At 73.2% G+C, this 12,099-nt stretch carries 10 protein-coding genes; 4 read left to right on the forward strand and 6 right to left on the reverse strand.

Features of this window, described 5'->3' with window-relative positions:
- Window positions 1-135: 135 nt before the first annotated feature.
- The 3 genes from ACIGNX_RS04745 to ACIGNX_RS04755 all read left to right on the forward strand — a co-directional run bounded on the left by ACIGNX_RS04745 (window position 136) and on the right by ACIGNX_RS04755 (window position 4,244).
- The gene (locus ACIGNX_RS04745; RefSeq protein ID WP_396536340.1) at window positions 136-2,214 is read left to right on the forward strand and encodes a RecQ family ATP-dependent DNA helicase; all 2,079 of its coding nucleotides are present in this window, start codon (window positions 136-138) and stop codon (window positions 2,212-2,214) included.
- Between the two features lie 22 nt (window positions 2,215-2,236).
- On the forward strand, window positions 2,237-2,773 hold the full coding sequence (locus ACIGNX_RS04750) for a GNAT family N-acetyltransferase (protein ID WP_396536342.1): 537 nt from the start codon (window positions 2,237-2,239) through the stop codon (window positions 2,771-2,773).
- Window positions 2,774-2,966: 193 nt separating this feature from the next.
- The gene (locus tag ACIGNX_RS04755; RefSeq protein ID WP_396536344.1) at window positions 2,967-4,244 is read left to right on the forward strand and encodes an MFS transporter; all 1,278 of its coding nucleotides are present in this window, start codon (window positions 2,967-2,969) and stop codon (window positions 4,242-4,244) included.
- On the opposite strand, the gene ACIGNX_RS04760 is transcribed toward ACIGNX_RS04755, so the two are convergent.
- Window positions 4,241-4,687: a MarR family winged helix-turn-helix transcriptional regulator gene (locus ACIGNX_RS04760; RefSeq protein WP_396536346.1), complete on the reverse strand. Its 447-nt coding sequence runs from the start codon at window positions 4,685-4,687 to the stop codon at window positions 4,241-4,243. The genes ACIGNX_RS04755 and ACIGNX_RS04760 overlap by 4 nt on opposite strands.
- A gap of 82 nt (window positions 4,688-4,769) precedes the next feature.
- Between ACIGNX_RS04760 and ACIGNX_RS04765 the strand changes: the two genes are divergently transcribed.
- The gene (locus ACIGNX_RS04765) at window positions 4,770-5,156 is read left to right on the forward strand and encodes a hypothetical protein (protein WP_396536348.1); all 387 of its coding nucleotides are present in this window, start codon (window positions 4,770-4,772) and stop codon (window positions 5,154-5,156) included.
- A 3-nt stretch (window positions 5,157-5,159) separates the two neighbouring features.
- Here the strand turns inward: ACIGNX_RS04765 and proB are convergent, their stop codons facing one another.
- The 5 genes from proB to ACIGNX_RS04790 all read right to left on the reverse strand — a co-directional run bounded on the left by proB (window position 5,160) and on the right by ACIGNX_RS04790 (window position 11,920).
- Window positions 5,160-6,272, reverse strand: coding sequence for a glutamate 5-kinase (gene proB, locus ACIGNX_RS04770; protein ID WP_396536984.1), 1,113 nt, complete (start codon window positions 6,270-6,272; stop codon window positions 5,160-5,162).
- A 14-nt stretch (window positions 6,273-6,286) separates the two neighbouring features.
- Window positions 6,287-7,744: a GTPase ObgE gene (obgE, locus tag ACIGNX_RS04775; RefSeq protein WP_396536350.1), complete on the reverse strand. Its 1,458-nt coding sequence runs from the start codon at window positions 7,742-7,744 to the stop codon at window positions 6,287-6,289.
- A gap of 98 nt (window positions 7,745-7,842) precedes the next feature.
- Window positions 7,843-8,106, reverse strand: a complete 264-nt coding sequence (rpmA, locus tag ACIGNX_RS04780) for a 50S ribosomal protein L27 (protein WP_073889563.1) — start codon at window positions 8,104-8,106, stop codon at window positions 7,843-7,845.
- A 14-nt stretch (window positions 8,107-8,120) separates the two neighbouring features.
- Window positions 8,121-8,435, reverse strand: a complete 315-nt coding sequence (gene rplU, locus ACIGNX_RS04785; protein WP_053722830.1) for a 50S ribosomal protein L21 — start codon at window positions 8,433-8,435, stop codon at window positions 8,121-8,123.
- A gap of 263 nt (window positions 8,436-8,698) precedes the next feature.
- Entirely contained in the window at window positions 8,699-11,920 is a 3,222-nt protein-coding gene (locus ACIGNX_RS04790) for a translation initiation factor IF-2 N-terminal domain-containing protein (RefSeq protein WP_396536353.1), read from the reverse strand.
- Window positions 11,921-12,099 lie beyond the last annotated feature (179 nt).

A 12,099-nucleotide genomic window follows, 5' to 3' on the forward strand; every position in this document is an offset into this window, starting at 1 on the left:
CAGCCTACGGTCACCCGGTCGTGGCTGTCGCCGAGGTTCCCGAGGAACGGACGGGCCAGCACGATCGGGTGAAGCCGAGCCGGGAGGGTCGCACAGGTGTCCAGGTTGTCGGGGCCGTCTGCCACTGTGTGGCACATGGACGACGGCGCACTGCGGGAACTGGCCGAGGAGCGGCTGAGGGCTTTGGCGGGCCCTCGGGCCGTGCTGCGGGAGGACCAGTGGACGGCGATCCGCGCGCTGGTGGCCGAGCGGCGGCGGGCGCTGGTGGTGCAGCGCACGGGGTGGGGCAAGTCCGCCGTCTACTTCATCGCGACGGCGTTGCTGCGGTCCCTGGGCGAGGGGCCGACGGTGATCGTGTCGCCGTTGCTGGCGCTGATGCGCAACCAGGTCGAGGCCGCCGCGCGGGCGGGCGTGCACGCGGCGACGATCAACTCGGCCAACACCGACGAGTGGCAGGACGTGCAGGACCGGGTGGCGTCCGGCGAGGTCGACGTGCTGCTGGTGTCGCCGGAGCGGTTGAACAACCCCGACTTCCGGGACGCGGTGCTGCCGGCGCTGACCGCGTCGGCGGGCCTGCTGGTGGTGGACGAGGCGCACTGCATCTCCGACTGGGGCCACGACTTCCGGCCGGACTACCGGCGGTTGCGGACGTTGCTGACCGAACTGCCGGCGGGCGTGCCGGTGCTCGCGACGACGGCCACGGCCAACGACCGGGTGGTGCGCGACGTGGCCGAGCAGCTGGGGCTCGGGGCGGGGTCGGACACGGTGGTGCTGCGCGGGCCGCTGGACCGGGAGAGCCTGCGGTTGTCGGCGCTGCGGCTGCCGACCGCCGAGGCGAGGCTGGGGTGGCTGGCCGAACGGCTGGAGCAGCTGCCCGGTTCGGGGATCGTCTACACGCTCACGGTGGCCTCGGCGGACGACGTGGCGGCGTTCCTGCGGGAGCGCGGGTACCGGGTGGCGGCGTACTCGGGGCGCACCGACCCGGCCGAGCGGCAGCGGGCCGAGGAGGACCTGCAGGCCAACCGGGTCAAGGCGTTGGTGGCGACGTCGGCGCTGGGCATGGGGTTCGACAAGCCGGACCTGGGGTTCGTGGTGCACCTGGGCGCGCCGCCCTCCCCCATCGCGTACTACCAGCAGATCGGCCGCGCGGGGCGTGGCGTGGAGCGGGCGGAGGTGCTGCTGCTGCCCGGCCCCGAGGACGAGGAGATCTGGGCGTACTTCGCGTCGCTGGCGTTCCCGCCGGAACGGGTGGTGCGGCAGGTGCTCGACGCGCTGCCCGCCGACCGGCCGCTGTCGACGGCGGCGTTGGAGCCGCTGGTGGAGCTGTCGCGCACCCGGCTGGAGGTGGTGCTGAAGGTGCTCGACGTGGACGGCGCCGTGCGGCGGGTGCGCGGCGGGTGGGTGTCGACGGGGCAGCCGTGGTCCTACGACGCCGAGCGGTACGAGCGGATCGAGGCGGCGCGCCGGGTGGAGCGGCAGGCGGTGCTGGACTACCTGGCCACGGACGGGTGCCGCATGGAGTTCCTGTTGCGGCAGTTGGACGACCCGCACGCGGCGCCGTGCGGGCGGTGCGACAACTGCACGGGGCAGCGACCGTCGGCGGAGGTGTCGGACGCGGCGGCGTCGGCGGCGCGGGAACGGCTGCTGCGGCCGGGTGTGGAGGTGGAGCCGCGCAAGATGTGGCCGACCGGGATGGCGGCGGCCGGGGTGTCGTTGTCGGGCAGGATCCCGGCGGGCGAGGTGGCGGCGTCGGGTCGGGCGTTGGGGCGGTTGACCGACATCGGCTGGGGCAACCGGTTGCGGTCGTTGTTCGCCAACGGGGATCGGGAGATCCCGGACGAGGTGTTCGCCGCGTGCGTCAAGGTGCTGGCCGCGTGGGATTGGGACGAGCGGCCGGTCGGCGTGGTGACGGTCGGGTCGCGCACCAGACCGGAGCTGGTCGGCAGCTTCGGACGGCGGATCGCGGGCGTGGGCAGGCTCCCGCTGCTCGGTCGGGTGTGGTTGGGCGAGGCGCCGCGGCGGGCCAACAGCGCGCAGCGGTTGGCGGGGCTGGTGCGCGAGGCCGACGTGCCGGATCTGTCCGGGGTGGACGGACCGGTGCTGCTGGTGGACGACCAAGTGGACACGGGGTGGACGATGACGGTGGCGGCGCGCTTGTTGCGGCGGGCGGGCGCGTCGGCGGTGCTGCCGTTCGCCTTGGCGGTGACGGCATGAGGAGAGGGGCGGGAGCGACGGGGTGAGGCTGACGACGGAAAGGATGGTGCTGCGGCCTTTCACGGCCGCGGACGCGCCGGCGCTCGCCGCGTACCGGTCGGACCCGGACGTGGCGAGGTACCAGGGTTGGGAGGCACCGTTCTCCTTGGCGCAGGCCGAGGAGTTCGTGCGGGAGTTGGCGGCCGCCGACCCGACCGCGCCGGGCTGGTACCAGTTCGCGGTCGAGGTGGACGGGGTGCTCGTCGGCGACGTGGGCGTGGGCCTGCACGAGAACCGGATGCAGGCCGACCTCGGGTACACGCTGGCGACCGCGCACCAGGGGCGCGGGTACGCGGCGGAAGCCGTGGGGCGGTTGCTGGAGTACCTGTTCGAGGTGCGCGGGCTGCACCGGGTGTCGGCGGAGTGCGACGCCCGCAACGTCCGGTCGGCGCGGCTGTTGAGCAGGCTCGGGTTCCGGCAGGAGGGGCACCGGGTCCAGGCCACGTGGCTGAAGGGGGAGTGGACGGACGACCTGCTGTTCGGCTTGCTGACAGTGGAGTGGTTCGCGCGGACGCCGTGACGACGGGAGGTCCGCGCCACGCGGGGCGGTGCGACGCGGCGCCCCGCGGCCATCGGTGAACGGAGCCGGCGCGGCGCCGGGGCACGGGCCGGTCAGAGGAAGGGGGACGTCTCCGCGGAGCGGGAGCGGAGGTGGGTCGGCCGGTTCGGTGAACCACCTACCGGGTTCCGGGGTGGTGTGGTTGTGTCCAACCATGGCCGCCCTGGAGACGGAATCCGGAAACCGGCACCGCCTGCCCGTCCGCAAGCTGGTCGCGGCGAGCATCGGCAACGCCATCGAGTGGTACGACTGGACGATCTACGCGACGTTCAGCATCTACTTCGCCACCCAGGTCTTCCCGAAGGACGACCCCCGGCTCGCGTTGATCAACACGCTCGCGGCGTACGCGATCGCGTTCTTCTTCCGGCCGTTGGGCGGGTACCTGCTGGGCCGGTTCGCCGACCTGCGCGGGCGGCGGACCGCGATGTTGTTGACGATCATCCTGATGGCGGGCGGTTCGGTGGCCATCGGGGTACTGCCCACCTACGCGCAGGTCGGGTGGTTCGCGCCGGTCCTGCTGCTGCTCGCCCGCGTCGCGCAGGGACTGTCGCTGGGCGGTGAGGTCTCGAACGCCTCGGCGTACCTGGCGGAGATCGCGCCGCCGGAGCGGAGGGGGCGGTACTCGGCGTTCTTCTACATCTCCACCGGGACCGCGGTGCTGGTGGCGTCGCTGCTCGGGTTCGTGCTGGCGCGCACGCTCGACGCCGCGCAGCTGGCGTCGTACGGGTGGCGCATCCCGTTCCTGATCGGCGGTGCGCTGGGGCTGGTCGGCCTGTGGCTGCGGCGCAGCCTGGAGGAGACCGAGCAGTTCGAGCACAACAAGATCCGGGCGCGGCAGCTCAGGCGTCCGCTGCTGACGACGTTGCGCGAGCACCCGAAGGCGGTCGGGCGGCTCGTGGGCTTCAGCATGCTGTCGACGCTGTGCTACTACACGTTCTTCAGCGCCCTGACGCCGTTCGCGGTCACCAAGCGGGGCGCGGACGCGGTGGACGTGTTCCTGGCACTGTCGATCGCGACCGCCCTGTTCGTCGCCCTCCAGTACCCGATGGGCGCGCTGTCGGACCGGGTGGGGCGCAAGCCGCAACTGCTGGTCTGGTCGGCGGCGACGGCGGTGCTGGTGGTGCCGCTGTCCACGCTCATCGGGCCGGGCGTGGGCAACCTGCTGCTGGTGTTCTGCGTGGGCCTGGGCCTCTACACGGCCATGACGTCGGTCGCGCCCGCGGTGATGAGCGAGCTGTTCCCGACCGAGCTGCGCGCCCTGGGCATCGGGTCCTGGTACAACCTGACCGTCGCGCTGTTCGGCGGCACCGCACCGCTGGTCATCCAGTGGTTGCCGGGCACCACGTTCTTCTTCTACGTCGCGGCGGGCGCGGCCATCGCGTTCTTCGCGATCCTCACGATGCCCGAGACGAAGGGCAGCGAGCTGCGTTAAGCCCCGCCGGTCAACCGGGCCGACGGCGCGCCGGAGAGGTCTCGCAACGCGGCGAGGAACGCGGTGCGCCGGGTGGGCGGCAGGTCCGCCAGGAAGTCGTCCTCCATGCGCCGGATGGCGGCACGGGCGGCGCGCAACCGTTTGCGCCCTTCGGCGGTCGGTTCGATGATGCGTGCCCGCCGGTCGTCCGGGTCGGGGCGGCGTGAGACGAGCCCGGCGGTCTCCATCCCGTCGATGATCGAGACCATCTTGGTCTTGTCCACGTCGACCGCCCTGGCCAGCGCCAGTTGCGTGGGCGCGGCACCGCGGGCCAGCTCGGTGAGCACCACGTAGGACCACATGCCCAGGCCGTGCCGCTCCAGCAACGGCAGCTCCGCGGCGACGAGCGCCTTGGTGAGCCGGTGCAGCAGCGCGGCGAGGTCCTGCCGCTCCTCCTCAGCCATGCGGTGATGGTAGCCACTCGAAATCGTCTGTATTTACAACTATCTTGGGTCGAGACGATTGGCGGCGATGGGGGGAGCGATCGTGCTGAGGAGCAAGTGGATCACCGGGCCGGATGGGGGCTTCACCGGGCCGGTGCTGGTCAGCGTCACGGAGTTCACCCTCACCGGGCTCCGGCACACACCTGGCGCCTACCGGTCCGGGATCGCCCTGGGCCGCGAGTGGCCGCGGCTGAACGGCGCGGTCGGCCTGTGGCTGTGGGCCGAACCGCTGCGCGGGCGCATGGGCTCGGTGTCGGTGTGGCGGGACCGCGCGGGCCTGCGCGGGTTCGTCGGGTTGCCCGCGCACGTCGCCGTCATGCGGCGGTACCGGGACCTCGGCGTCACCCGCGCCACCACCTGGCACACCGACGACGGCGACCCGCACGCCATCTGGCGGGCGGCCGGGCGGTGGCTGCGCGACCGGGCCTGACCGTCAGGCGCGCAACGGCACCAGGTCGTCGGCGTGCACGACCTCTCGGCGCTGCTCGGCCGGGAGGTCGCTCGTCTTGCGGCCGATCAACGACGGCAGCTCGGTCGCGTCGAACCCGACCACGCCCCGCGCCACCACGTGCCCGGACAGGTCGGCCAGCTCCACCACGTCACCGGCCTCGAACGCCCCCTCGACACCGGTGATGCCGGCCGCCAGCAGGGACCGCCTGCGGCCCACCACCGCGGCCACCGCGCCGTCGTCCAGCACCAACCTGCCGGTCGCGTCGGCCGCGTGCCCCAGCCAGAAGCGGCGTGCGGACAACCTCGGGCCGGTCACCGCGAACGCCGTGCCGACGTCCGCGGTGCTCAGCGCCCGGGCCGCGTCCGCCGCACCGGCCAGCAGCACGGGGATGCCCGCGGAGGCCGCCAACCGGGCCGCGGCGAGCTTCGACGCCATGCCGCCGGTGCCCAACCCCGACGCGCCGACCGAACCGGCCCGCACACCGTCCACATCGGACGCGCCCGCCACCTCGGTGACGCGTTGCGCGCCCGGCAGGCGCGGATCGCCGTCGTAGAGCGCGTCGACGTCGGAGAGCAGGAACAACGCGTCCGCCCCGACCAGGTGCGCGACGAGCGCCGCCAGCCGGTCGTTGTCGCCGAACCGGATCTCCGCGGTGGCCACCGTGTCGTTCTCGTTCACCACCGGCACCGCGCCCAGCGCCAGCAGCCGGGAGAACGTGCGCTGGGCGTTGCGGTAGTGCGACCGGCGCACGACGTCGTCCGCGGTCAGCAGCACCTGCCCGACGGTCAGCGAGAACCGCCCGAACGAGTTCGCGTACGCGTGCGCCAGCGCCAACTGCCCGACGCTCGCCGCCGCCTGCTGCGTGGCGAGGTCCCGGGGCCGCCGCGTCACGCCCAGCGGCGCGAGCCCCGCCGCGATCGCGCCCGACGACACCAGCACGACCTGGCTGCCCGCCGCGCACCGCGCCGCCACCGCGTCCACCAGGGCGTCCAGCCGTGACCGGTCCAGGCCGCCCTCGGCGGTGGTCAGCGACGACGACCCGACCTTCACCACGACCCGCGACGCCGCGGACACCGCCTGCCGGGCCTGCGACACCGCCACCGAACCGATCACTCGTCGTCGTCCTCTTCGAACTCGTCGTACGTGCCGGGGATGCGGCGGGCCTTCTTCGCCGCCAGCCGCTCGGACGCGCCGACGCGGTTGTTGGCCTCCAGCCGCGCGTCCGTGCCGCGCCCGCTCATCGTCATCGCGATGCCCGAGGGCGTCGACGGCTCCCAGTCGAACACCAGGTCGCCGATGGTGACCTGGCAGCCGGGCTCGGCGCCCATCTTGACCAGCGCCTCCTCGACGCCGAGGCGCGCGAGCCGGTCGCCCAGGTAGCCGACGGCCTCGTCGTTGCTGAAGTCGGTCTGCCGGATCCACCGCTCGGGCCGCTCGCCGCGCACGATGAAGCCGCCCTCGGTCTGCGGGTCCTCCACCACGGTGAAGCCCTGGTCGTCCACGGCCCTGGGCCGCAGCACGATCCGGGTCGACTCCTGCTTCGGCCGCGACGCCCGGTACTCCTCCACCACGCGCGCCAACGCGAACGTCAGCTCGCGCAGGCCCTCGCGGCTGGCCGTGGACACCTCGAACACCGGCAGGCCGCGTGCCTCGATGTCCGGCCGCACCAGCTCCGCCAGCTCCCGCGCCTCCGGGATGTCGACCTTGTTCAGCACCACGACGCGCGGTCGTTCGGCCAGGTCGTCGGCCAGGGAGGGGGTGTACTTGGCGAGTTCCGCCTCCAGCGCGTCGATGTCGGACAGCGGGTCGCGGTCCGCCTCGTACGTGGCGCAGTCGACGACGTGCACCAGCACGGCGCAGCGCTCGATGTGGCGCAGGAAGTCCAGCCCGAGGCCCTTGCCCTCGGACGCGCCGGGGATCAGGCCGGGCACGTCCGCCATGGTGAAGACGGTCTCACCACCCGTGATGACGCCCAGGTTCGGCACCAGGGTGGTGAACGGGTAGTCGGCGATCTTCGGCTTGGCCGCGGACAGCACCGAGATCAACGACGACTTGCCCGCCGACGGGAAGCCGAGCAGGCCGACGTCGGCGACGGACTTCAGCTCCAGCACGAGGTCGTGCGCCTCGCCGGGCTCGCCCAGCAGCGCGAAACCGGGTGCCTTGCGCGCCTTGGACGCCAGGGAGGCGTTGCCGAGGCCGCCACGACCGCCCTGGGCCGCGATGAGCCGGGTGCCCTCGCCCACGAGGTCCGCGACGACCTCGCCCTCGGGCGTCATCACGACCGTGCCGTCGGGCACGCGGAGCTCGAGGTCCGCGCCGTTCGCGCCGTCGCGGTTGCCGCCCTGGCCGCCCTTGCCGTTGCCGGCGCTGGCGTGCGGGCGGAAGTGGAAGTCGAGGAGCGTGTGGACCTGCGAGTCGACGACGAGCACGACGTCGCCGCCCTTGCCGCCGTTGCCGCCGTCGGGACCCCCGAGCGGCTTGAACTTCTCGCGGTGCACGGACGCGACCCCGTTGCCCCCGTCACCTGCGGCGACGTGGATGACGACCCGGTCGACGAAGCGGGACACGGGGATTTCCTTTCCTAACGAAGCAACGAGGGGCGGGACCCGGAATGCACCGGTCCCGCCCCTCGTCCAGAGGTCGTTCCGTCGTCGTCCGAGAGTGCTTAGGCAGCAGCCTCGACCGGGACGATGTTCACGGTCTTGCGACCGCGCTTGGTGCCGAACTCGACCGCACCGGGCGCCAACGCGAACAGCGTGTCGTCCTTGCCGCGACCGACGTTGACGCCGGGGTGGAACTTGGTGCCGCGCTGGCGGATCAGGATCTCGCCGGCCTTGACGACCTGACCGCCGAACCGCTTGACCCCGAGGTACTGGGGGTTCGAGTCACGGCCGTTGCGGGAGCTGGACGCACCCTTCTTGTGTGCCATGGCTAGTCAGATCCTCACTTACCGGTGATGCCGGTGACCTCGACGCGGGTCAGCTTCTGGCGGTGACCCTGGCGCTTGTGGTAGCCGGTCTTGTTCTTGAACTTGTGGATGCGGATCTTGGGGCCCTTGGTCTGCTCGACGACCTTGCCGGTCACCGAGAACTTCGCCAGGGCGTCTGCCGCGGAGGTGACGTCGTCGCCGTCCACAACGAGGAGCGGCGCCGCGAAGGTGATCTCGGTGTCCGGCTCGCCTTCGAGCTTCTCGACCTCGATGACGTCGCCGACAGCCACCTTGTACTGCTTGCCGCCGGTCTTGACGATCGCGTACATCGGGACGGAAGTCTCCTGCTGCTCGACGGGACGGGATCGCGCGCGCCTCTGCTGTGGTGCTTGCGAGCTGGGCTTCACGCGACAGGGCCCACCGGACGGCGGGCCGCGTATCAGGTTACGTGGCGGTGCACGGCGTGGTCAAACCGGGGTCGGCCAACCACGTTCGCGCTGGTCACCAGGGCACCCGGGCCGAACCCGCCGAACCGCCGCCCCGGCTTTCCGGGCGGCGGTTCGGCGAGTTCGAGCGGGGTGTGACGGGGTGGTCAGCTCTCCTTGCCCGCGCCCAGGGGCGGGCCGGCGGGGCGGGACGCGGCACGGCGGGCCGTGCGGCGGCGCGGGGCGGCCGGCGGGGTGGGCTGGCCGTTGAGCGCCTGCTCGCCCTGGGCCGCGTCACCCTGACCGGTCGACTCGACCGGAGCCGCCTGGACCCGACCGGTCGGCTCGACCCGGGCCGGCTCGGCCTGCTGGGCGGTCTGGTCGGCCTGAGCGGACGCCCTGGCCCGACCCGACTGGATGCGGCCGGAGACCTTCACGGGAGCCGGAGCCGGTTCGACCTGACCGGTCGACTCGACCTGCGCCGGTGCGGCCTGACCCGCCCGGTCGGCCGCGGTCGGGTCACCCTGACCGGTCGACTCGACCCGGGCCGGCGCGGCCTGACCGGACTGGCCGGGCACGGTCGGGTCGACCTGACCGGTCGACTCGGCCGGGGTCGGCGCGGCCTGGCCCGCCTGCTCGGCCGACGGCGTGGCGACTCGACCGGTCGGCTGGACGTCGGCCGGCTCGACGTCGGCCGGGTCCGTCTGAGCGGGCTGCTCGGAGGCGGGCCGGTCGACGTGACCGGTCGGCTCGGGCTGAGCCGGCTGGTCGGCCGGCGACCCGGGGTGACCGGTCGCACCGGCGTCGGCGGTGGCGGGCTCGGCAGCCGTCGTGCCGGTGGGCGCGGAAGCGGTGGCCGCCTCGGCCGCGGGCACTTCGACCGCGGGCACTTCGACCGCGGGCGCTTCGACCGGGGTGGCCGGAGCGGCGGGGGCCTCGGTCGCCTGCTCGTCACCGTGCTTGACCACGGCACCGGCTTCGCGGCGGGCGCGGCGGCGCTGGCGGCGGTCGCGCTTCGGGGTTTCCGGCGCGGCCTCCTCCTCCACCACGGCGGCCACGGGGTCGGACGAGGTCGGCTGCTCGGCGACGGCCTCCGGCTCCTCGGTCGGCTCCACGGTCTGCTCGGCCACCGGCTCCGGCACGTCCACGTGCTTGCCCCGGCGCGACTTGCGACCGCCGCCCTGCTGTTGGGACTGCCCGCCGCCGTTGCCACCGCCGTTGCCGTTGCCGTGCGAGTGCACGGCCTCGGTCGTCACGACCAGGCCCCGCCCGCGGCAGTGCTCGCAGGTGGTCGAGAACGCCTCCAGCAGGCCCGTGCCGACCCGCTTGCGGGTCATCTGGACCAACCCGAGCGACGTCACCTCCGCCACCTGGTGGCGGGTGCGGTCGCGGCCCAGGCACTCGGTCAGCCGGCGCAGCACCAGGTCGCGGTTCGACTCCAGCACCATGTCGATGAAGTCGATGACGATGATGCCGCCGATGTCGCGCAACCGGAGCTGCCGGACGATCTCCTCGGCCGCCTCCAGGTTGTTCCGGGTCACCGTCTCCTCGAGGTTTCCACCCGATCCGGTGAACTTGCCGGTGTTGACGTCGATGACCGTCATCGCCTCGGTGCGGTCGATGACCAGGTAGCCGCCCGACGGCAGCCAGACCTTGCGGTCCAGCGCCTTGAGCAGCTGCTCGTCGATGCGGTACTCGGTGAACGCGTCGCTGTTGCCCACGTGCTTGCGCAGCCGTTCCTGCAGGTCCGGGGCGACGTGCCGCACGTAGGCGTCGATGGTCTCCCACGCGTCCGAGCCCTGGACGATGAGCGCCGAGAAGTCCTCGGTGAACAGGTCGCGCACGACCTTCACCAGCAGGTCCGGCTCTTCGTACAGCAGCTGCGGGGACTGGGCCCTGGGCGCGTCGGCCTTCTCCTTGATGACCTGCCACTGCGCCTGCAGGCGGGTCACGTCGCGGGCCAGCTCCTCCTCGGCGATGCCCTCCGAGGCGGTGCGGATGATGACGCCCGCGTCCTCGGGGACCACGCGCTTGAGGATGTCCTTGAGGCGCTTGCGCTCGTTGTCGGGCAGCTTGCGGCTGATGCCGGTCGCGCCGCCGCCGGGCACGTACACCAGGAACCGGCCGGGCAGGCTGATCTGCGTGGTGAGCCGCGCGCCCTTGTGGCCGACCGGGTCCTTGGTGACCTGCACCAGCACGCTGTCGCCGGTGGAGAGCGCCTGCTCGATCTTGCGGGCCTTGCCCTCCAGGCCGGCCGCGTCCCAGTCGACCTCGCCCGCGTACAGCACCGCGTTGCGACCGCGGCCGATGTCGATGAACGCCGCCTCCATCGAGGGCAGCACGTTCTGCACCCGGCCGAGGTAGACGTTGCCGACCAGCGAACCGCTGCCCGACGAGGTCACGAAGTGCTCCACCAGGACGCCGTCCTCCAGCACGCCGATCTGCGTGCGGTCGCCGCGCTCGCGCACGACCATCGTGCGCTCCACGGCCTCGCGGCGCGCCAGGAACTCGGCCTCGGACAGCACGGGGGCACGGCGGCGGCCCGCCTCGCGGCCGTCGCGGCGGCGCTGGCGCTTGGCCTCCAGCCGGGTCGAGCCGCGGACGCTGCGCACCTCGTTCTGCGCGGCCTCCGAGTCGGCCTTGTCGTCGCGGGCGTCGCGGGCCGGCTCGCGGACGTGCACGACCGTGTTCGGCGGGTCGTCCTCGTTCGGCGCGGCCTCTTCGTCGGCGCCGGTCTTGCGGCGACGGCGACGGCGGCGACGACGGCTGCCCGCGCCCTCCTCGTCGGCCGACGCCTCGTCGGCGGGCTCGGCCTCGGCCTCGGCGGCCTCGACCTGCTCCTCGCCGGTCTCGTCCTCGCCGTTGTCCTCGCCGACGCCCTTGCCGCGACCGCGGCCACGCCGGCCACGACGACGGCGGCGGCGGCCCTCGCCCTCGTCACCGGCGTCGTCGGCGGACGCGTGCTCGTCGGAGTCGTCCTCGGTGTCGTCGAGGTCCTCGTCCCGGCTCACCGGGGCCTGCTTGACCACCGGGGTCGGCGGCAGGAACACCGCGGACGGCGGCGCGAACAGCGGCACGAGCGGCGCGACCTCGCGGGCCACGGCCACGGGCTCCTCGTGCTGCTCGTCCACCTCACCGGTGACGATGTCGTCCCAGTTCAGGAGGCTCTCGGCGACCTTCAGCGCGAGGTCCCGGCTCACGCTGGACTGCGCGCCCTTCACCGTCTCGCCCAGGTCGGCGAGGGCGGCCACCACGTCCTTGCTGCTCGCGCCGAGCAGCTTGGCCAGCGCGTGCACCCGCAGCTTGGCCGGCAGGTCGCCCAGGTCGGGGTGCCCGGATGTGGCGTTACCCCCGCCGGCGGGGCCGGCAGGCTTTTCCGTGTTCGACAATGCAGCTCCTCCGCCCCCGGGCGCGTCCTTGTCGACGCGGCCGCGCAGGGGCCTCTCTTGTCCACTCACCGCCGCGGCTGGCGGCGGGAATCCTTGCCTCGCGCTGTGGCGCCCGCCCGTGGGGCGCGCGGCACAGCAGGTCCCATAACTCCTTCGACGACGCCGTCAGCGCCGCTCCG

The organism is Actinosynnema sp. NPDC053489, from assembly GCF_044544865.1.
In the GTDB taxonomy this organism is placed as follows: Bacteria; Actinomycetota; Actinomycetes; order Mycobacteriales; family Pseudonocardiaceae; genus Actinosynnema.

What these genes read in the sequence shown, in the direction of transcription:
- ACIGNX_RS04745 (WP_396536340.1), top strand. Translation starts at nt 136, where the DNA reads ATGGACGACGGCGCACTGCGGGAACTGGCCGAGGAGCGGCTGAGGGCT.
- ACIGNX_RS04755 (WP_396536344.1), top strand. Translation starts at nt 2,967, where the DNA reads ATGGCCGCCCTGGAGACGGAATCCGGAAACCGGCACCGCCTGCCCGTC.
- ACIGNX_RS04760 (WP_396536346.1), bottom strand. Translation starts at nt 4,687, where the DNA reads ATGGCTGAGGAGGAGCGGCAGGACCTCGCCGCGCTGCTGCACCGGCTC.
- rpmA (WP_073889563.1), bottom strand. Translation starts at nt 8,106, where the DNA reads ATGGCACACAAGAAGGGTGCGTCCAGCTCCCGCAACGGCCGTGACTCG.
- rplU (WP_053722830.1), bottom strand. Translation starts at nt 8,435, where the DNA reads ATGTACGCGATCGTCAAGACCGGCGGCAAGCAGTACAAGGTGGCTGTC.